Source organism: Paenibacillus sp. UMB7766-LJ446 (assembly GCF_030226665.1).
Classification (GTDB): domain Bacteria; phylum Bacillota; class Bacilli; order Paenibacillales; family Paenibacillaceae; genus Paenibacillus; species Paenibacillus vandeheii.
In genome coordinates, this window is the sequence record NZ_JASOYM010000004.1 from 580,276 (window position 1) to 601,365 (window position 21,090).

Here is a 21,090-nt window from a genome sequence, read left to right on the forward strand (position 1 = left end):
TACTGAACCATGCGGACCCTGTAATATAAACCTATCCGGAGCACAAGACTGTTTTTTAAATAACTACGAATCAGCTTGCCGCTACAAGTAAAAATAAAAGGAGTAGAGTGATATGGATATGGGCTTACACGGTAAAAAAGCATTGGTTACAGGATCGACGAAGGGGATAGGAAAAGCCATTGCGATTGAACTTGCCAAAGAAGGAGTAGATGTACTCATTAATGGACGAAATGATGAGGACGTAGAGCGCACGGTCAATGAAATCAAATCCGATTACCCGACTACCTCGCCCCAAAAGGCTACAGCTGATCTGGTAGATAAGGGGCAAAGAGAAGCATTATTTGAGAAATACCCCCAGATTGACATTTTAGTGAACAATATGGGGATCTATGAAATCATGTCATATGATGACGTAGATGATGAGGTATGGGAAAAATACTTCCGTACGAATGTGCTCGCAGCAAACGGATTATCCAAATTTTATCTCCCTAAAATGGTGAACAATGATTTTGGTCGCATTATCTTTATCGCGAGCGAAGAAGCGGTCATGCCTTCAGGACAAATGCCGCAGTATTGCATGACCAAATCTATGCTATTATCCTTGTCCAAAAGCTTGTCCAAGTTAACCATAGGAACAGAAGTGACCGTCAATACGATCATGCCCGGACCGACCCTCTCTGAAAATGTGCAACAAATTATTGAGAGCATCTACCTTGATGAATCGATGACTTTTTCAGAAAAAGAGAAGGATTTTATGAAGAAAAACCTTCCACAATCCGAAATACAGCGATTTATCAAACCTGTGGAGATAGGGAGATTGGCCGCGTTTGTGTGCAGTCCTTATGCATCCGCATTCAAAGGCTCTCCAATTCGCATGGATGGTGGAATGGTGCCAACCATTTTCTAGTATTACTTTCTGAACGCAAAGAACCTTGAGATTTATCTCAGGGTTCTTTTTTTGGTTTTTTTCATTGTATATGTTAATCATCTTAATGAATTCATTCCAAGTCGTTATCCGTTGAGGGGATCGACTTAATTACAAGCTCAGCAAAAGCTTTAACGGCAGGAGATAACCATTTTTTCTTTTTAATCAACATGTGGGAGTAAATGGGGTCAAACGTTTCGGAATGATTAACAATGTGAAGCTTTCCCCGTTCCACATCTTCTTTAACTGTAATGTAAGGCAAAAATGAAAAGCCAAGCCCGCTCATAACGGTTTGTTTGATGGCCTCAATACTCCATAACTGTGTGGTTTGAAAAGGAGGAATATCATGCTTTACAAGATATCTTTCAAACATCGTCCGATAACTGCAGCCTTCTTCGTTGGTGATAAAAATGGTTCGGTTGTTCTCCAGTTTATAATCATCAAAATGTTCCGGGCCATCTTTGCTGCATACCAGGACCATTTTTTCCTCAACCAGCTCGTAATGAATGCATTTTTCCGGGTGCAGCTCCGGATACACCATCAAAGCCACATCCACACGTCCGCTTATTAAGTCAACCTGGTTTTGCTCACAAGTACCGTTGGTAAGGATGAATCTGACTTGAGGATACTTCGACGAATATTCCCTTATGATGGGACTTAGTCTGGAAATGGTTATAGACTCTGGAGCAGCTACCCTTAATACACCTTTAACTTCCTGGTTGCTTTGTATGCTCTTAATTTGATCATGGGTTGCCAGCAAATCTTCTGCCAGCGGAATTAACTCCCTCCCAAGAGGAGTAAGCTTCAAATGTCTTTTTTCGTATGTGAAAAGCTCCCCGCCAATCTCTTCTTCCAGGGACTGTATATGAGTAGTGATAGTGGATTGCGTATAGCCCAATTGGGATGCAGCCCCGGTATAGCTTCCAATCTCAACAATCGTCTGAAATGTTACAAGATGTCTGATTTCCATCCGAGTTCTCCTTAAATTTTTTAGACATGTATCGATAAAATTGATAATGATTGTAATGATTTCAATTTTATTAATGGATTAAATCATCATACAATAGAGTCCATCACATCGTAAATGACTTTACTTGGGGGTATACCAGGAATGAAAACATTCAGAATCGCTATTCCAGAACAGCAATTGCATGATCTATCTAATAGGCTGAAACAGGTTCGATGGCCTACTCGGTTCAATGAAGAACCATGGGCTTTGGGGACAGATGCTTCCTTTTTGAAACGTTTAGTGGATTACTGGGGGTCGGAGTATAACTGGCGTGAACAGGAGGCGTGGTTGAATCGTTTCCCGCAATTTATTGAACACGTGGATGGGTTGGATATTCACTTTGTGCATGTTCGGGGCGAAGGAGTTTCATCCCGGCCGCTGCTGCTGACTCATGGCTGGCCAGGATCATTCGTAGAATTGTTAGAACTGATTCCTTATCTGACAACCCCATCATTATATGGTGGACAGCCTGAAGATGCATTTGATGTCATTATTCCTTCTTTGCCGGGGTTTGCATTTTCGAGTAAACCCACTCAGCGTGGAGTAGGGTCAAAATATGTAGCCACACTTTGGGCAGAACTGATGGTTCGTTTGGGTTATGACAGGTATTTTGTTCAGGGTGGGGATATCGGAGCAGGAGTCTCGACGTGGTTAGCGTTCTTGTACCCTGAACGGGTGAAAGGACTTCATCTCAATTATATTCCTGGAAGCTACAAGCCACCACTCACGCAGAATACACCTGAAATGAGCAAAGAAGAGCGCTCATACCTTGACACTGTAGCGGAGTGGTTAGAACGAGAAGGGGCTTATAGCTCCCTTCATCGAACGAAGCCGGAAACCTTGGCTTTTGCGTTAAGCGATTCCCCGACTGGTCTTGCCAGCTGGATGGTGGAGAAGTTTCAGAGTTGGAGTGATTGCAAGGGAGATATCGAAAGTTCTTTTTCACTTGATCATATCCTCACCAACATCTCGATATACTGGTTTACCAATACGATTGCTTCTTCCATTCGCATATATACGGAAGGGGCCCATATGCCACTGCATTTCGCAGAAGGTCAGCATATTACGGTGCCAACAGGAGTGTCCCTATTTCCCAAGGAGCTGCCCACGCCTCCCCGAAGCTGGGTAGAACGCGTATATAAGGTTACGTACTGGGAGAAAGCGAATAAAGGAGGTCATTTCGCTGCGATGGAGCATCCAAAATTATTTGCCGAACATCTCTATCATTTTTTTCGTTCCACTGATATTGGATAGATTGCTTTCCTGAGGTTAATGGAACAGAACATACACATTTAAAAAGTCGCCTGTTGGCGGCTTTTTTTTTATAATTATGAAATTTTATAGTATGAAGGATTTTTCTGTCACTACATATTTTCTCTTACGGTATATATACAGTTTCTTCCGCCTGCCATAATATACTCTCCCCGTTCAATATGAACATGATCTCCAAGCACCGTTTTAAATAAATGTAATTCGTTCTTACATAACCCGGTACATACGTTGGCGGCTTCACAGATGGGACAATGCTTCTCTATAAATAAGAGGCTACCATCACCTTGATCCCTGACCTCAGCCATATAACCTTCATTTGTTCGGATTTCAGCCAGTTTCTCCAGTCTTTCCTTCACGCCAGTTACATCCCCGATGTACTGAAGATATTGGTCTTGCATGTTCTTATTCCGAACACTCAGCAGTTTGTCCAGCCCTTCATTTCCGAAAGCTTCTTTCATGGAATTGATCAGACTGACGGATAACTCTGAATATCCACTAGGAAAAAAGCGATCAGCCGCGGGGGTTAGTCTCCATAGCTTGGTTGGTCGACCCATGGGACGAGCCTCTTCTTCGAAAGTAACCAATCCTTCTTCTTTCAGTGCATTTAAGTGCTGCCTGATAGCCATTCCAGATAACGCAAATTGGGAGGAGAGTGCCACAACATCCATTCCACCTTGCTGCTTAAGCAGGTTAATGATTGCTTTTCGGGTACTGGTTGAGGCAGCCTTTTTCGTTTGGTCCTGGCTCATGGTGAACCTCCTTTTTAAGCAACAGAATCTGCATGATTTCATACATTTTAAACAAAAATATTGACAAAGTCAAAGGCGAGCTGTAGCTTATACTTTATAAATAAAAATGTTTACTAAGTATCCGGTATCCTATACATCATGTATGAACTTACACCCAACGGAGCCGCTCTAGCCGCTCTCATACCCTGTTTGATGGGCTGGTGTACTAAAAACATGAATTTAGGAAGAGAAATATCCTGCGATTGCGATCATTTATCCGGAGGTTTTCTGAATGAACCATGTGTTAGTCTTGTCAAACACGCATCACATCGTTAAAAGTTTAAGTTTGTTGATTCGAACCGAGCCCTCCTTGCATGTCCTGGACGCTACGCGTGATGTGGTCTGTGACATTAACCATCTTCCGGATAATACTGTGATCATCGTAGATATGAATTTGGAGAATATTGAGCCGTTTATAGAACAATTTTCCGGGAAATATAGGATCGTTTTATATAGCGGATCTCTTGAAATCATGGATATTCCTAACCATCTGCAAGCAGCAGAATATCGATGTTTTAATGCTTATACGAGTCCAGAAGAAATCATTAGAATTTTAATGGGCAGCGTTTGAACAACACCGGTCTAACCCAAAATACGTTTCAAGGAGGTATAAACGATGATTCAGGTCAGTGAAACAGCATCCGAAAAGATCGTTGAAATTCTGGCAAGTGCGGATAGCCGAAATTCTTTTCTTCGAGTAGGGGTGGATGAAGGGGGCTGCAGTGGTCTGTCCTATACCCTTATCGTAGATGAACAGCAAGCAGAAGGGGATATTTTATTAGATAAAGGTGTATTTCGTATATTGGTCCACTCAAATACGGTTCAATATATTGAAGGACTTGAGATTGATTACGAAGAAAGCGGGATGTTGGGGGGATTCACCATGAATAATCCTAATGCAAAAGTGTCATGTGGCTGCGGAGCCAGTTTCAGAATGGCGAATTACCGTGGTGAGGTTAAAAAATGTGATTAAATGATATGATGTTCGGAATAATTCCAAGTAAAATCTCATATTAAACATACAATGAAGGAGTTTTCTGTTCGCCGATTGTGCAATCATGTCTTTTCAACTCAGGGAGAGAATGTCATGGATATTTTTGAGAATCACATACCTTTGGAAAAATTGAAATTGAATGAGCCATTAAAAGACCATACCTATATAAGACTTGGTGGTAAAGCAGACATACTTATTCATCCTACTACGAAAGAAGAAATTATTAACATAGTTAACATTGCAAAAGTACATCAAATACCTCTGACTGTCATTGGCAAAGGGTCAAACGTCATTATTAAAGATCAGGGGCTGCGTGGAATCACGCTCTCTCTGAGCCAATTCGATCAAATTGAGGTCTATGGTGACAAGATTGTCGCGCAAAGTGGTTCCAATATTATGGACGTCTCACGGATCGCTTTGGATAACAGTCTAACGGGTCTGGAGTTTGCATGTGGAATACCAGGGAGCACTGGTGGTGCTTTATATATGAATGCGGGAGCTTATGGCGGTCAGATGGAAGAGGTCGTCGAGCAAGCGCTTGTTGTTACTAAACATGGAGAACTGGTTAACATGGCCCGAGATGATATGCAGCTTGGTTATCGAAACAGTATCTTCCGAACAGATCAATACATCATACTTGAAGTCGAATTTAATCTCAAAAAAGGCAATAAGGATGTTATCTCCAGTGTCATGCAGGATTTAACGTTTAAACGGGAATCCAAACAACCGCTTGAGTACCCTTCTTGCGGAAGTGTTTTCAAACGTCCAGAGGGATATTATGTCGGGAAACTTATTCAAGAATGTAATCTACAAGGTACTCGCATTGGGGGAGCTGAAATTTCGAAGAAACATGCGGGTTTTATCATTAATGCAGATCACGCCACTGCTGAGGATTATTTGGAATTAATTAGATTAATTAAAAAAAGAGTACACGATCAATTTAATATTGAATTGGAGACGGAAGTCATTATTTTGGGAGAGTAAACAGGAAATTTAACAGATGACTACGACTTATTGGAGGTTATGTTGTGAAATTAATAGGATTGTCCGGGTCGTTGATTGGATCAAAGACACCAGTGGGTGTGGATACGGTACTCCAATTCGTGAAAAATAATCATCCAGAAATTGAAGTGGAACTCATAGATTTAAGAGATTATAAAGGGATCGAATTTTGCGATGGCCGCAAATTGGAGGATTATAATGAAGACACCCAGTCGGTGGTTCAAAAATTGATTGATGCCGACTTTTACGTAATCGGCACACCGATATATCAATCCTCTCTGACAGGTGTACTAAAGAATGTATTCGACCTGTTGCCAGTGCAGAGCATTTACAATAAAGTGATGGGTTTTATAGCAACCGGGGGCACCTATCAGCATTATTTGGTTGTGGAAAATCAATTAAAGCCCATTGCCGGCTTTTTCCGCTCCTATGTCGCCCCAAGCTATGTTTATTTGAATAGTGATCATTTTGATACTCAGAATAACATTAAAGATACGGAAGCACTAAGTCGGCTGGAAAAATTGGCTGAAGAACTGGTCTTCATGCAGACTCAATTAAAAGTGTCTTCCCACTGAACAAGGAGTCGCCAATTGGGCGGCTTTTTTGTTTTGAAATCAATTTGAGTCGTTTAACAAGAGTGTAACTATTAAGCAATTCAATGCGTTATATTCATAATGATTATAGGCGATAGCTCTCTAGAAATACACATCTAAAGGTAACTAATGTAGAAACCATTACAATGGAGGGTATTATGCTCAAAACGAAAAAGAATCAACAGTTTACGAATTTGAAAGGACAACTATTCCGCTGTATCGTCGCAAGCCTTACAGCTGTGGGGCTTCTTGCTCTGGGGGGGAACGCAGTAATTTTGTCTCAGGCACATGCAGACGCACCTGATGTTTCGGTACGCAACTGGTATTCCTATATGGGGATATCGGTACCCGAACTTAAGCCTACCTGGACTGCACAAGTGGACAATTATTTGAATATGAACGAACCTTATATTGGTCATCAGGCAGTAGCAGAAGAGGGTAAGGTATTCACTTTCGCCGATAGCAAACTGATTTCATTGGATGCAAAGACAGGCAAACGTCTATGGTCTTACGGAAAAGGATTAACACCCTATGTTGTTTATCATAATAATGTCATTTACGGTCTCACTGGGGATCATAAGCCTTATGCTTTGAACGCGAAGACAGGAAAAGCGATATGGCAATCAGGCTCATCCACCTGGATCGATACACTGAATCGTACAGAAATGTTAGTTCCAACTGGTGATACGCTTTATATTATCCAAGGTAGTACAACATTTGCATTTGATATGAAGACGGGAAAGCTGAAGTGGAGGGCTGACGAGCCGCTTGGTGAAGGAAACGGTACCGACTACCTGGAGGAATCAAATGGCGTCGTGCTTCGAACCTTTTATGTACAGGGGGCACTTACGTCCATCCAACTAAATGCATATGACAAGAAGACAGGCAAAAAGTTATGGGACGATTTCGGTCAAGGAGAAGCACTTCAAATTAAAGACGGTCTCGTGTATTCGGTTGATTATCATTCTTCCAGACTGACAGAATATCAATCAAAACCGGAACGTAAAGTGAGTGTAAATGCCTATAACCTCAACACTGGCGTACAAAAGGGGAGCCTTGAATATAACTGGAAAATGAACGGTGATCCACCATATGACTATGGGTATGGGAGTGTATTTGCAAGCAATGGAAAGTTATACATTGAACAAGGAGATCGGGTAGCGGAATACAACTTCGACAAATATACATCTAATGCGGATCCGCTTCGGACTTATCCTCGCCCTTTTTATAAAGAAAACGGGGTGTCGCTTGGTATCGTGCAGGAAAGGCTGATATACAAAAATGAAACAACGGGTGAACTAGCGGGCATCAAGCTGGTGAATGGACAGGAAATCAAGTGGTATGGCGACGCACCTGTTGCTCAGATTAGCGTGTACGGCAAAGGAATGTACCGGACGCAGCGTAACGGAACAATGTTCGGGATTAATATGTTGACTACTACACCGGTCTTTCGGGTAACCACCGGGGCAGATTTACACGAAGCGACACTGAAGATAGACGGTATGATCATAATACAGGCGGAGGGTAAACTCCTCGGTGTAAAGCTGCCCGCATCGCTGAGATAAGCAAAGACTAGTTGTGTTTCCATAAAAGAAAAGAATAAAGGTAGCCGGTCAGTGCGAACGGCTGCCTTTGTTTGTTTTTCATCTTCATAAAAGCAGCATTCATACTAAAGCGGCGAAGAAGCCAAAAAAAATTTTCCTCATGCGTGGCTTTTTCGCTTCCTCCGGTGTCTAATTAAATGTAAATCAAGAGGAGGTTCACCACCATGTCAGGAGCTCATGACACGAAACCTGTTTATCCGGATGAACAGGAAAGCATCACCATCTTTGAGAACACGTATGAACAATATCGTCAAAGAATCAGTAAATACTTCTCACTGAAATTGAATCCGTTGGTTGCAGATGATTTGACCCAACAGGTGTTTTTGAAAGCGGTCGAAAACATTCATAGCTTTAAAGGGTCCTCAAATTTATTCACCTGGATCTTTAAGATTGCTCAGAATACGGTGAAAAACGAATATCGCAGGTTATCGCGACAAAAAGAATCTCCTTATGACTTTACAGATTATGAATCGCAATCCATCTCCCTTGAATTTACGAAACATGTTGATATCCGAATTGATATTGGCTCCGCGTTACAAAAGCTGGATGAGATTGATCAAGAAATTATTGCTTTACGCTTTTTCGTTGACTGCACCTTGCCTGAAATATCCAAGATTGTTGGAAGGCGGGAGAGTGCAGTAAAGAACAGACTATACCGGGCTTTGGAGAAATTAAGAAAAGAACTGAAAGAGTGGGGGGACATTGCCATCATGTCTATTCAAGACCTGATTTCTATTGTAAATAAAGGTGTAAGCCACGAAACGAATGATCGTACGAAGAAAGTGCATCAAGATTTGTTCGATGAACTCAACAGTAGTGTTGAACGAGTGTCTACCAAATACAAACATCGTCCATCACAAAAAGTAGTCATTGAAATTTATCCCGATTTGCCAACGTTCCATCAAGCTGTCGGAGAAACTGATGCCCCCAATTGGTTTATGGGCACATATGAAGGGCGTACTCTGAAAATTGTCTCTCCATTGAACCCTGGACCGGAGCATACGTATCAATCCATTCTGAAAGGCACAGTCCACTTGTTCGCCATGTGGCTAATCAGCGATATTAATCCTGCAGCACCGAAATGGATCAGACAGGGCATTGGTGGATATGAAGCTAAGCAGATGTCCCAAGATTTTATTAAAGGTTCGACGGAAGATAGCATTCGCAACCAGACCATTCCATCTTTTGATGAATTAAATAACGATACGTGGGATTTTGAAACGATGAAGGGCTTTCAGTTTTCTTATATGATGGTGGAATTTGTGGTTGAGCGATACGGAATAGATGCATTAAACAAACTGATCCGTAATCCTCAAGATTTCGAAGGGATCTTTCAATGTAGCGAGACTGAGTTGCATGAGGAATGGGCGAAATATATACAAATATAACCTTATACTTTTAATTGTATGCCCGGTGATGAACCGGGCTTTTTTGTGTTGAGATGTCCTTTGAGAGCAAGCTTCTATGTAATAGATGTTTTATAATCGTTTGTTATATATGCCTCCAATGGTCTATTCCGTATAATTCGTTGTAGCTGGGATTCGCTTGCGGATATTTATGGAGGAGGCTTATGATGACATTTTTTCAAAATGGGACACATGAAGAACTTCAAAGTTTGCTCGTTCAGGCGAGAAGTGTTTGTCTAAGAGCATTAAATCAGTATGAATTAGCATGGGATTGTATACATTTCATTCAGTTGTCAGATACCATCACGTACAAAATCGATACAGCTCCATCGAAAAGCTATTTACTTCGCATTCATTCCAATCGGCTAAGTAAAGAGGCTATCCGTTCAGAACTTACTTTGCTTCAATCACTGGGCACATCCAATAATCTCCACGTACCTCAGGGTGTAGTGAGTCGCGATGGCTCGTATGTTTTGTTCATGGAGGCAGAAGAAGCGGGAATGTACTTTTATGTTACGATGATGAATTGGGTAGACGGAGAGCATATAGACGGAAATGAGGTTAATGAACGTTGTGCATACCGTATGGGCTCTATGGCCGCAAATCTCCATGAAGCAACAGCCCGTTTTGTACCATCTGTTGATTTTGCTCGGCCCACATGGGGCGAAGAAAGTTTTAAAGTTGATATGGCCAAGCTGAGACGTTATTACACAAGGTTTTTATCCGATCAGGCATGGAAGACGTATCAGAAAGCATCCCGTAAAATATTATCCCAACTTGCAGACCTGGATCAGAATCCACAGCATTACGGAATCATCCACGGAGATTTACATATTGGTAACATCGTGTTCAACGATGAACAACCTAATCCAATTGATTTTGGCCGATGTGGCTATGGATATTATCTTTACGATATAGCAAGCACGATTTTAGGGCTTTTCCCCGCACAACGTTGGGAGTTCATCAGAGGTTATGAAAGTGTAAGGTCACTCCCATCAAATTATGTTGAAGTTCTGGAAAGTTTCTTTATCATGTGCATGATTGAGAATTACAGCCATCATTCGTCCGACCCTAGAGAAACATCACGAATAATAGATGAGCAACCGTACGCACAAGCATGTATCAGAGAATATTTAATGAATGCTCCATTTCTCTTCAATGGGATAGAAGTGCAAGAAGTCACCTAAATGGTGGTTTTTTACATAAACAGATCGTTACGGAGCAATACAAGATACACACCTATCACCGGAATAAACATTCTGAAATCAGCGCATCATCTTATATTGCTCGATTATATCCATGTATTCATGAAGTTATAAGAAGTAACAGATTTAATTTTTAGTGTAAGGTCCTATTTGTTTCTGTGAAAATGGATGACTGGAGTTCTTGTTTTTAAGCCACATGTTACCTTTCACAATTAATACATACACAGCTACGACAAAATAAATGGTGCTCAAAATCCAATTTGTTGGTGTTAATATATTTTGTTCATAGACATATTTTATGTACCAGATCCCAATGGGCAAATGCAGAAATATCGCTGAAAACAATCCGGGATTGTACAGGCTTCTTGTTTTTATATTAGCGAAGATGCCATGCCAAATAATCTGGAAAAATCCCATTAATATAGGAGCCAGACCCAGCCATACAACGGAAGGGAAGAATACAGCCGGCAAATAAAATACATAGGCGATAATCAGATTAATAATCATAGCTGATTGCTGATTTAGCGGATATCTCTCAGGTGCATCACTATGGAACAGAACTTTATTAAATAAGCCTGCAAAATAACCCGGCCAACGGTATTCTTCGAATTGATGCAGGAGTATGGCAACAAAGCTTAACCATAAAATGCTGTTAACACGCGGCAACGTTCCCCAATTCATAGTGACATAAATGCATACAAGTAATGCAATGATCAAACCCAAGTCCTGCCAATGTTTTCGTAACATGTTCATCTGAATGACCTCCAAAAATGTTTTTTAATGAAAGTATTTTTCAAAGAGCAAGTCAATTTGTTCATCTAACGGTGCGATCTTCACAGAGGCTCCTTTTTCCAGAATAGGACTCATTAGTGCTGGGAGAAAAAGCGCCCCAAAAATTTGCGTCATCATTGTGGTCAGTCGCTCCGGTTGTTGTTCTCCGGTTAACTCTTTTAACGTATTTTGAACTTTGGGAAATCCCATTACATTTAAAAATGAACCATACTCCTGCTGAGAAGCGAGGTCTGCTGAACCCATGAGAATAATTCTGGATAACAATTCGGGATACTCCCGGATGACTTGTAAATAATTCACCAAAAACTGCTTTAGTCGTTCTCTGGCGGGTATGGAAAATTCATCAAGTATGGCAAAGGTATGCTGAAAGCTATTCAGAATCATTTTAATAGATTCGTTAATTAGATTTTCTTTGGAGCCGAAGTAATAATTAACAAGGGAGACATTTGTACTGGAGGCTTCAGCGATTTTTCGTATGGTGATGCTTTCAAAGCCATTTTGTTTGGTGAACTCCAGCGTAGCTTGCATGATCTTTTCTTTGGTTTCACTTTTTTTGTCTGGTTCCATAGTAACCCTCCTACAAGTAGTTTAAACAATGTTTTAAACGTTGTTTAAACTCATATTAGCACTTATTCTCAATATTGCAAGACACGTTTTTGGAAATTATTGACCATTAATGAAGAGACTTTATACCGGAATCTTATTGGAGTATTTTAGAACATGTTTAACTTTCTCGTTTGGTTGAACTAAAAGCGCTATACCTGTGGTATGTTTACCTAGGGATATCCCGCTTTAATGTGAGAGGAGATTGTATGCCACAAGTGAAAAAGGTAATCCGAAGCAAGTGGTTTCTATGGATAACAGGTGTTGTCGTTATTTTGATCGCTGCATTTTGTGCACTATCCTTCATCCTCGTAAATTCGGTATCAGCTACCTTCGAAACCGGAAGTGTAGAAGAGAGATATGCTCTACCCGGTACGTCCGAGGTAGATACAATGGAGATCAAGGACGATCATGGCGAGAAGCTGTACAGAATTTATTCTCCGCAATCAACGGATGTCTCGCACCCACTCATTGCTTGGGGCAACGGAACGGGAGCTTTGCCTGATAATTATGATGAGTTGTTAAGACACCTGGCCAGTTGGGGATTTATTGTCATCGATACATACAGCCAAACCACGGGCACAGGCAAAGAAATTATGGCTGCCATTGAATATATGCTCAGTGAAAATGAAGCGACGGTCAGTCCGTTCTATCACAGGATTCAAAAAGATCGGGTCGGTGCGGCAGGGCATTCGCAGGGATCAACGGGCGTCATTAATGCTCATACGAATTTTGAGAACGGTAATCTCATCAAAACGGTTGTATCCATTGCTCTGCCCGAGCTGAAATATTGTGATCCAGAGGACGTGTATAATACTTCAGCGCTGAAGGTTCCATTTTTTGTTATGGGAGGGACCCGAGATTTTATCATCTCCCCGTCAGATTCCAACCAATTGGCCTTACGTAATGCCAACCCGGATCTTCCGGCCTTAATGGCTATGGCTAAGGGCGCTGCGCATACAGCGATAGAGCAGGATGGCGGTCAACATCGAGGTTATTTGACAGCTTGGATGAGATATCAATTAATGGATGATTCGGAGGCAAGGGGTGCTTTTGTTGGCAATAATGCTGAAATAGAAACGAATGATCATTGGAAGGACGTTACTTCCGCAAATTTGCAATAGTTATCGTTCACATCATTCGAAGGACCCTTCCCGAAATGGGAAGGGTCCTTCTTCAATAAATGAACTGAACATCATGTAGAGGTAATAAATCGCAGTTTAATGCACACTGCAACTGTCAAAAAAGTAGATTTCATTCGTTTACTATAAACGTTTTCAGAAAATTGAGCTTGTTTAACTTCAGGCGAAGGTTTCTATGATTTCACCTTTGCTGTTGACTGTCTGGGAATAAGCATCGTGGGTAACTTAACCTGAAGGTACTCGCTGCTCGGATTCTCCACTTGTTTCAGGATGACTCTGCCCGCTTCACGTCCAAGCTCAAGTTCCTGCTGGACCACAGCCGTGGGTGGAATAATACAAAACTCCGGAAATTCCACATCATCGAAGAACACGACGGATAAATCTTCGGGTACAGAGATCCCCATCTGCATCGCCGCTTGAATAACATGAGGGCTGAAATTGGAGGAAAGAAGGGCTGTCATCTGCGGATTCGCCTGTAAAAACTTTTGAATCATCATGATAACCTCTTCATCACTGTCACTCATGGCCAGACGTGTCATCTGTATACTCCGATCAATCAGAATATGACGGTCCTCCAAGGCTTTCTCATATCCATGCAATCTATCCTCAATACTCGATGTGCCCTCAGCTAGAGTGGAAATAAAGCCAATTCGACTATGCCCAAGTTCATGAAGATGGTTAACTGCTTGAATAGCCGCCTCATGGTTGTCCGAGCTGATAGAGTTGGTCTCCACCCCTTTTAGATTGCGGTCCAACAGGACAAGGGGGAAGCGATTTAGCGTAAGCGCAAGAATCTCATTGTTATAGTGCTCACCCTCAACGGGATAGATAATTAGTCCTTTGACACCTGCCTGTTTCATTTCCTGGATTTTGATAATCTCCGTCTCTTGTGAATCATTTGTTTTGGCGAATAACAATTGATAGCCATTCTCTGAAAGGGTGTCCTCAATTCCGCTCAGCAGATTGGCGGTAAACCGATTGTCGAGACGGGGGAGAAGGAACCCGATTGTTGGCACTGTGAGCTGCTCTTTAACCGCTGAAGTGATGTTGCGAATTTCCTCCGGGCTGTGATCGTTAACAAAGGTGCCTTTACCTTGAAGTCGGTAGACCACCCCTTTATCGACTAGAGCGGTAAGCGCATTTTTCACCGTTATACGGCTCACACTGAATTGTTCAGCCAGTTCATTTTCGGAAGGAATTCTACTCCCTGGTTTCCAATTCCCGCTTCGAATCTGGTCAATGATATATGTCTCGATTTTCTTGTACATTGGCTTGAAGGTTCTCACCATCGCATTTTATCTCCATTCACTATTAGTTCGTTCTAAATATATTATATTAATACAACATATACAAGTGCTAAAAATCAATATCAAGTGAGTAAGACAAGAAGATTAAAATTATGAACAATTTTGATGAAAAAACCTTATAAATAAACAATTTATTAGAAATTGTCCCCCTTAGTTGTATCTAAAAATAAACATTTACAAGTAAAAGTATGTTGTTTATATTGTTTTTAAAGTTTGTTGGATAAAGCGTTTCCACCAAGCCTTCACAATCTTATCAATGCCGCGAATTTTATCTCACATGTTCCTGAATTCAAAAAGGGGGTGCAGCGTTTCTTAATGCCAATTGGTTGCCGTGAAATATTCATTAAGCTAGGAATGATCAAAATTCAAAGATAAGGGTGGTTGCAGGATGAAAAAAAGAGCAGGCATGATCGTTACTTTGTTAACTGTTTTCTCACTCATTGTAAGCGCTTGCGGTGATGCGCAATCCGGAGGAACAGAATCCAATTCGAGTAAGGAGATTACGATGTGGACGTGGAAGGTTGCTTACACGCCAGGAATTGAAGCTGCCGCAAAATTGTATGAAGAGAAAACGGGGATCAAAGTGAAGCTGGAGACCTTTACACCAGATGATACGTACCGCCAAAAGTTCCAGGCAGCAGCGAACTCCAAAAATTTGCCGGATATCGTCAACTGGTGGGCAACGGCGGGAGATTCCATTGAGAACTCGGTGCTTGAACTGTCTGGTGAAGTGGATGATGAGCTGTTGAACAGTTACTACAGTGCTGCAATGGACCCGATCATTGTTACGCAAAGTCAGGTTGACTCCTGGAAAGAAGACAAGAATGCCACTACGATTCAAAAGTCATTGAAAACTGGTCAGTTCTACGGACTGCCGCTCGATATCGGAGGATTCTTTACTTTCTATGGAAACAAGAAGCTGATCGAAGAAGCAGGGCTGACAGTGGAAGCACCAAAAACGTGGGAAGAATTCGTCACAATGATGGAGACCGTCAAAGAGAAAACAGGCACTCCTGGGCTTGTATTTGGTGCAAAGCTGCCTGACCTATGGGAAAACTGGGCCGGTTCGGCACTGTCCATCATGCTGAACGAACCTCAGGGTTATATTGATCTGCTCGAAAGAAAATCCAAACTGAGCGACCCTTCCAATCTGCCGGTTGTGAAAGCGATGGAGACATTGGCAAATAAGGATTTGCTTATGCCGGGAATTTTATCAACGGATATTGACGGAGCAGACCAGGCTTTTGCTGCTGGCAAAGCCGCTTTCGATCTTGGTGGTTCCTTCACGATGTCTACGTTACTCGCTATGGGAATGAGTCCTGACGATATTTTCACCTTCCCTGTACCACCGCTTGAAGGATCGAAAATGAACAGCTGGACAACTGATCCATTCACGTTAACGATGTTGTCGGTGAATAAGGATTCGCAGAACAAGGCTGAAGCGCTCGATTTCATTAAATTCCTGACGGGTGATCCGGATGCTGCCGTTGCTTTTGCCAATGCGGCATATACCGTACCTGCGCTGAACTTGGGTGATCGTGCCAAGGATCTGGATCCGAACCTGAAATCAATTTCAGATGCATTCGCTGCCGAGCCAGGTCCATACAGCCAAGCTTCACCGGCGATTAATACGTATCGTGGCAAGCATAAAGAGTGGGAAGTGTATGCCCAGTCCATGCAATCCATGATCGAGAAAAAGATGACTGCTGAACAAGTCGCCAAGAAGTTCGACGACACCATGGAAAGTTTGAAAGCGAGCGGGAACTAGGACAACCAAAGTAATTGGCGAGACCCGCAAGGGTCTCCCGATTGCCAAATTGAGAGCAAAAGGTGATTGATCATGATAAAAAGTCGAAATAAGTGGATGCCGTATCTTTTTTTACTGCCCGGTGTGCTTTTGTTTCTTGCCATCGGTGTGTATTCGGTCGGATTCTCGATCATGCTCAGTTTTTATAACTGGTCCGGGATCGATTTTTCCACCGCACGGTTTGAAGGTTTGGCGAATTTTCGTCAGTTCCTGCTGGGTGATGATCCGATTGTAACCCGAAATTTCTATAATGCCGTTCTGCACAATCTGATCATTGCGGTTTCACAGGTTGTGGTCGTCGTTCCGATCGCACTAGTGCTGGCATTTGTACTGCAAAATACGAAGGCAGCAACTTGGTACCGGACGATTTATTTTCTGCCGATGATCGCATCAGGCGTAGCTATCTTTTATGTATGGAAAGGCTTGTTTGAACCAAGTGGAGCATTCAACTCCCTCTTCCTATGGATGGGCTTGGATTTCCTAGCTGTACCTGGTGGGATGCTTGGGAGTTCGTCCACTTCCTTACTCGGTATTATTTTGACATCGATATGGGGTGGTCTGCCAGGAACACTGATTCTGTACTACGCTGGTCTGACTTCGATTGATCCAACACTCTATGAAGCGGCAAGTGTGGATGGTGCCAAGAAAACAACCATGATATTGAAAATTACCTGGCCGTTACTGAAGCCAATCACGCTGATTGCCGTCATTCAGATGGTGAACGGGGCATTCCAGGCCTTTGAGAATGTGTTCATCATGACAGGCGGCGGCCCGGCTGGCAGTTCGGAAGTTATTGGTACACTCGTGTACCGTACCGCTTTCCTCAACAATGATTATGGTCTGGCCAGCGCAATTGGGTGGGTTTCATTCCTGATTACAGGTGCCATCGCCATATTCAGTATTCGCTCATTCAAGGCAGACATCTAAAAGGAGGGGCACATGGTCAAATATATTAAGCATATCATTCTAATCTTGTACGGATTGACCTGCTTGTATCCTTTTGTCTGGATGATCGGCACTTCGCTGAAGACATCACAGGATGCATTAGCCAATCCACAGAGTCCGTTTCCACAAGCCGCACCGATGTGGTCCACATTCGGGGACGTATGGAATAAATTGAACTTCTATCAGTTTTTTATAAACAGCGTGATCGTAAGTGCAGTCGTAATTATAGGTGTCATTCTCATCTATACCATGATGGCTTATTCATTTGCCAAATTTGTCTATCGGGGCAAAAAATTTATCTACTACACGTTTATTGCATTACTGCTCGTTCCAGGTGTAACGACATTGATTCCGCTTTATATCAACATGACTAATCTGGGTTTGCAGAACACGTACATTGGTATGATCCTGCCCATGATTAACGGTGCTGCACCATTCGCCATTTTTCTATTCACCAGTTATTTCCGCACGATCTCACATGAGCTATACGAGAGTGCCGTACTGGATGGATGCAACAATTTTAAAATCTACTACAGAATCTATCTGCCATTGGCGTTGCCCGCGATCGGAACCATTGCCATTCTGAACTTTATCGGAAGCTGGAACAATATTTTGTGGCCTATGATCATCGTGGATAGCCGGGATATGTTTACGTTGCCGATGGGACTCATGTATCTGGATTCTTCTTCATTCAAGAAATGGAATGAACTCATGGCTGGGGCTTTAATTACAGTCATTCCAATCCTGCTAGCGTTCCCGTTCATGCAGAAGATGTATGTCAAGGGAATGACGGTGGGTTCCGTGAAAATGTAATTTTTTGATGGTGCGTTATAGCAAATACACAACAACTAAATCATACAAGATTGGAATGAAATGAATGACTACAAAAACCGCGCATATTGTCGCACATTCTCACTGGGACAGGGAGTGGTATCTATCCTTCGAGAAGCACCGAATGTTACTCGTTCGGCTTATGGAGGATCTAATTGAGACGTTTGAAAAAGACCCGGAATTTACGAGCTTTCACCTGGATGGGCAATTTATTGTGCTGGAGGATTACCTGGAAATTATGCCTCATCGGTCGAATCAGGTCCGCAAGTTAATTGAACAGGGCAAGCTGATCGTTGGTCCCTGGTACATCCTTCAAGATGAATTCCTCGTCAGCAGTGAAGCTAATGCGCGGAATCTGTTAATTGGTATTCAAGCCTCTGAACAAATGGGGGGATATGCCAAAATCGGATATTTCCCGGATTCCTTCGGCAACATGGGCCAGGCACCACAGCTCATTAGTCAGGCGGGTATTGAGGTAGCTGTATATGGACGGGGAGTAAAGCCGGTCGGGTTCAATAACGAGATTCAGTCTGGCAATGAACATACCTCCAAATACTCGGAGATGTATTGGGAATCACCCGACGGTACTCGTGTACTGGCGATCCTGTTCGCCAATTGGTACAACAATGGCATGGAGATCCCGGTGGAACCTGGGGAGGCGAAAGCTTACTGGGCCGAAAAGCTGGCTGCGACAGAAGAGTTTGCTTCAAGTTCGGAACTTTTGTTCATGAACGGATGTGACCATCAGCCGCTCCAAAAGGATCTGACACAAGCGTTAAAGACGGCCGCCGAGATTATGCCAGATGTGACGTTTCGTCAATCCAGCTTTCCTGAATACATTCAGGCTTTGCAAAAAGCGAAACCACAGTCGCTGGACGTCATTCGTGGTGAACTTCGAAGCCAATGGACCGACGGCTGGATCACACTTGTAAATACAGCTTCAGCAAGGGTATATATCAAGCAGCAAAATGTAAAAAGCCAGACGTTACTGGAGAAAGTGGCTGAGCCGCTGGCAGTCATGGCCTCTCTGTCCACAGGCACTTATCCGAAGCATGAGCTGTTATATGCCTGGAAAACGCTGCTGAAAAATCATCCTCATGACAGCATCTGCGGATGCAGTGTGGACGAAGTCCACAGGGAAATGATGACTCGATTTGCCAAGTCGCAAGAAGTGGCTGAAGCTATATCGGTTCAGAGTGCTCGTAGTATAGCTGAATCCGTGGATACCTCTGACTTTGACGCAGATGTTGCGCTACCTTTTGTAGTATTTAACACTTCGGGACATCTTCGATCCAATGTAATTGTAGCGAGGATGGACGTTGAGCGACGTTACTTCGATCACCAGCCTCCGCATGAAAAGTATCAGGAATTCAAGCATGAATATGAAGCCTTTAACCCGAACGAATGGGTGGTATTGAACGCGGAAGGCCAGCAAGTGGAAGCCGTAATCACATCTGTTGGACCGACATTTGGATATGATTTGCCGGATAACCGGTTCCGTCAACCATACTGGGCGTATCAAGTGGATGTGGAGCTTCACGTCCAGAACATCCCGGGTTTTGCATATCATACTTTTGCGCTTGTGCCTCAGAGTGCCATTGCAGATACTGTGGCAAATGAGTCAATAAGCCTTGAACTTGTTGCAGGAGATAAAGTGATGGAAAACGCTTATCTGCGTGTCGAGATTGCGGGGGATGGATCGTTTACTATGTTGGATAAAGTGAACGGTAGTAATTATACAGGGCTTGGCATTTATGAGGATACCGGGGATATCGGAAATGAGTACATGTACAGACAACCGGATCAGGAAGCACCGCTGACTACGAAGGGAATGCCTGCCCAAATTATGCTGGTGCATCATACACCTCTTAAAGCCGTTTATGAGATCGTGCATAATTGGAAGCTCCCGGTCGGCGCAGATGAACTGCTGGATGAAGAGATCCGCTCCATGGTTCCGTTTCGTTACCGGAAATCCCGGCGGCTTGATGATACTAGGGAAGTGACCATTCGTACAGAGCTGAGCCTTGAAAAAACGGGTCGTTCCGTTGGCATTAAAAGCTATATCGATAACACGGTTCAGGATCATCGTATTCGCATGCTGTTCCAAACCGGACTCGAAGCAAGTCACGTTACCGTTGACTCTATTTATGAACTGGCGCAGCGTCCGATACAGCCGGAAGCAGCATGGAGCAATCCTAGCAATGCACAGCATCAAAACGCGTTTGTCAGCATCAGTAATGGTCGTGAAGGGCTGACGATTGCGAATAAAGGTCTGAATGAATATGAAGTGTTGGCTAATCAGAGCACCATAGCTGTGACACTGCTGCGCGGTGTTCGTGAGCTTGGAGATTGGGGCGTATTTGCAACACCTGAGGCCCAATGTCTCGGACAGCACATCCTGGAAATGGAGCTCATCTCACATGATCTGGATATTATTCAGTCCGATGCTTATGTGCAAGCGTACCAATTCCCGGTACCCTGGACCGTTCAACAGACAGGTGTACACGGTGGCACGTTACCCGCTACCCACGAGTTTTTGCAATGGGAGGGCGATCATCTCGCATTTAGTGCACTTAAACGGGGCGAGGCCAATGATGACCTGCTGTTCAGGGTGTTCAATGTATCATCGGAGACCACTTCACTGAATGTAATGCCTACGTTTAAAGCTAAGGAAGTGTACGAAAGCACCATTGTTGAAGAGCAAGGTGAAGCCATAAAGGCAGCTGATAATGGACATTATGTTTTGGGAGTGGGATCAGCAAAAATTCAGACGATTGGCATTCAACCCACAACAAGTTTCATATAAGCAAGTCAGTTTAGAGAGTTCTCTCCACTGCTGCGGATTGAAAACGGATGCATCATGTT

General features: G+C 42.9%; 19 protein-coding genes. 14 read left to right on the plus strand and 5 right to left on the minus strand.

Translation table 11 applies throughout. The annotated features are described in order from the left end of the window. Window positions 1-112 precede the first annotated feature (112 nt). Complete coding sequence (locus QP794_RS13550) at window positions 113-907, plus strand: SDR family NAD(P)-dependent oxidoreductase (protein ID WP_285077257.1); 795 nt, start codon at window positions 113-115, stop codon at window positions 905-907. A 91-nt stretch (window positions 908-998) separates the two neighbouring features. Here QP794_RS13550 and QP794_RS13555 read toward each other — a convergent pair whose 3' ends face one another. Further along, window positions 999-1,895 (minus strand): LysR family transcriptional regulator, encoded by an 897-nt coding sequence (locus tag QP794_RS13555; RefSeq protein WP_285077259.1) that lies wholly within the window; start codon window positions 1,893-1,895, stop codon window positions 999-1,001. 141 nt (window positions 1,896-2,036) lie between these two features. Between QP794_RS13555 and QP794_RS13560 the strand changes: the two genes are divergently transcribed. After that, complete coding sequence (locus QP794_RS13560) at window positions 2,037-3,188, plus strand: epoxide hydrolase family protein (RefSeq protein ID WP_285077261.1); 1,152 nt, start codon at window positions 2,037-2,039, stop codon at window positions 3,186-3,188. A 110-nt stretch (window positions 3,189-3,298) separates the two neighbouring features. Here QP794_RS13560 and QP794_RS13565 read toward each other — a convergent pair whose 3' ends face one another. Continuing rightward, a complete protein-coding gene (locus tag QP794_RS13565) occupies window positions 3,299-3,955 on the minus strand; it encodes a helix-turn-helix transcriptional regulator (RefSeq protein WP_285077263.1) in 657 nt (218 codons plus the stop codon). A 271-nt stretch (window positions 3,956-4,226) separates the two neighbouring features. Between QP794_RS13565 and QP794_RS13570 the strand changes: the two genes are divergently transcribed. From QP794_RS13570 to QP794_RS13600, 7 genes are all read left to right on the plus strand, one after another. Beyond that, window positions 4,227-4,565, plus strand: coding sequence for a hypothetical protein (locus tag QP794_RS13570; protein WP_024631724.1), 339 nt, complete (start codon window positions 4,227-4,229; stop codon window positions 4,563-4,565). A gap of 45 nt (window positions 4,566-4,610) precedes the next feature. Beyond that, on the plus strand, window positions 4,611-4,967 hold the full coding sequence (locus tag QP794_RS13575) for a HesB/IscA family protein (protein WP_024631723.1): 357 nt from the start codon (window positions 4,611-4,613) through the stop codon (window positions 4,965-4,967). A 114-nt stretch (window positions 4,968-5,081) separates the two neighbouring features. After that, complete coding sequence (gene murB, locus QP794_RS13580; RefSeq protein WP_285077267.1) at window positions 5,082-5,972, plus strand: UDP-N-acetylmuramate dehydrogenase; 891 nt, start codon at window positions 5,082-5,084, stop codon at window positions 5,970-5,972. A 44-nt stretch (window positions 5,973-6,016) separates the two neighbouring features. Beyond that, window positions 6,017-6,565 carry an NADPH-dependent FMN reductase gene (locus tag QP794_RS13585; RefSeq protein ID WP_285077269.1) on the plus strand — a complete coding sequence of 183 codons (549 nt, stop codon included), beginning with the start codon at window positions 6,017-6,019 and terminating at the stop codon, window positions 6,563-6,565. Window positions 6,566-6,741: 176 nt separating this feature from the next. After that, complete coding sequence (locus QP794_RS13590) at window positions 6,742-8,148, plus strand: outer membrane protein assembly factor BamB family protein (RefSeq protein WP_285077271.1); 1,407 nt, start codon at window positions 6,742-6,744, stop codon at window positions 8,146-8,148. Between the two features lie 203 nt (window positions 8,149-8,351). Beyond that, window positions 8,352-9,575 carry an RNA polymerase sigma factor gene (locus QP794_RS13595; RefSeq protein WP_285077273.1) on the plus strand — a complete coding sequence of 408 codons (1,224 nt, stop codon included), beginning with the start codon at window positions 8,352-8,354 and terminating at the stop codon, window positions 9,573-9,575. Between the two features lie 182 nt (window positions 9,576-9,757). Next, window positions 9,758-10,780 (plus strand): phosphotransferase enzyme family protein, encoded by a 1,023-nt coding sequence (locus QP794_RS13600; protein ID WP_285077275.1) that lies wholly within the window; start codon window positions 9,758-9,760, stop codon window positions 10,778-10,780. 144 nt (window positions 10,781-10,924) lie between these two features. On the opposite strand, the gene QP794_RS13605 is transcribed toward QP794_RS13600, so the two are convergent. Then, entirely contained in the window at window positions 10,925-11,551 is a 627-nt protein-coding gene (locus tag QP794_RS13605; RefSeq protein ID WP_285077277.1) for an HXXEE domain-containing protein, read from the minus strand. Between the two features lie 24 nt (window positions 11,552-11,575). Then, window positions 11,576-12,157 (minus strand): TetR/AcrR family transcriptional regulator, encoded by a 582-nt coding sequence (locus tag QP794_RS13610; protein ID WP_285077279.1) that lies wholly within the window; start codon window positions 12,155-12,157, stop codon window positions 11,576-11,578. A gap of 245 nt (window positions 12,158-12,402) precedes the next feature. Here QP794_RS13610 and QP794_RS13615 point away from each other — a divergent pair, with 245 nt between their 5' ends. Continuing rightward, on the plus strand, window positions 12,403-13,317 hold the full coding sequence (locus QP794_RS13615; protein ID WP_285077281.1) for a poly(ethylene terephthalate) hydrolase family protein: 915 nt from the start codon (window positions 12,403-12,405) through the stop codon (window positions 13,315-13,317). 191 nt (window positions 13,318-13,508) lie between these two features. On the opposite strand, the gene QP794_RS13620 is transcribed toward QP794_RS13615, so the two are convergent. Next, window positions 13,509-14,624: a GntR family transcriptional regulator gene (locus QP794_RS13620; RefSeq protein ID WP_285077284.1), complete on the minus strand. Its 1,116-nt coding sequence runs from the start codon at window positions 14,622-14,624 to the stop codon at window positions 13,509-13,511. A 406-nt stretch (window positions 14,625-15,030) separates the two neighbouring features. On the opposite strand from QP794_RS13620, the gene QP794_RS13625 reads away from it, so the two are divergent. The 4 genes from QP794_RS13625 (at window position 15,031) to QP794_RS13640 (ending at window position 21,031) form a co-directional block, all read left to right on the plus strand. Next, complete coding sequence (locus QP794_RS13625) at window positions 15,031-16,410, plus strand: ABC transporter substrate-binding protein (protein WP_285077286.1); 1,380 nt, start codon at window positions 15,031-15,033, stop codon at window positions 16,408-16,410. 72 nt (window positions 16,411-16,482) lie between these two features. Continuing rightward, window positions 16,483-17,376 (plus strand): carbohydrate ABC transporter permease, encoded by an 894-nt coding sequence (locus tag QP794_RS13630; protein WP_024631712.1) that lies wholly within the window; start codon window positions 16,483-16,485, stop codon window positions 17,374-17,376. Between the two features lie 12 nt (window positions 17,377-17,388). After that, a complete protein-coding gene (locus tag QP794_RS13635; protein ID WP_024631711.1) occupies window positions 17,389-18,207 on the plus strand; it encodes a carbohydrate ABC transporter permease in 819 nt (272 codons plus the stop codon). Window positions 18,208-18,271: 64 nt separating this feature from the next. Further along, the gene (locus QP794_RS13640; protein WP_285077291.1) at window positions 18,272-21,031 is read left to right on the plus strand and encodes an alpha-mannosidase; all 2,760 of its coding nucleotides are present in this window, start codon (window positions 18,272-18,274) and stop codon (window positions 21,029-21,031) included. The last annotated feature ends 59 nt before the right edge of the window (window positions 21,032-21,090 follow it).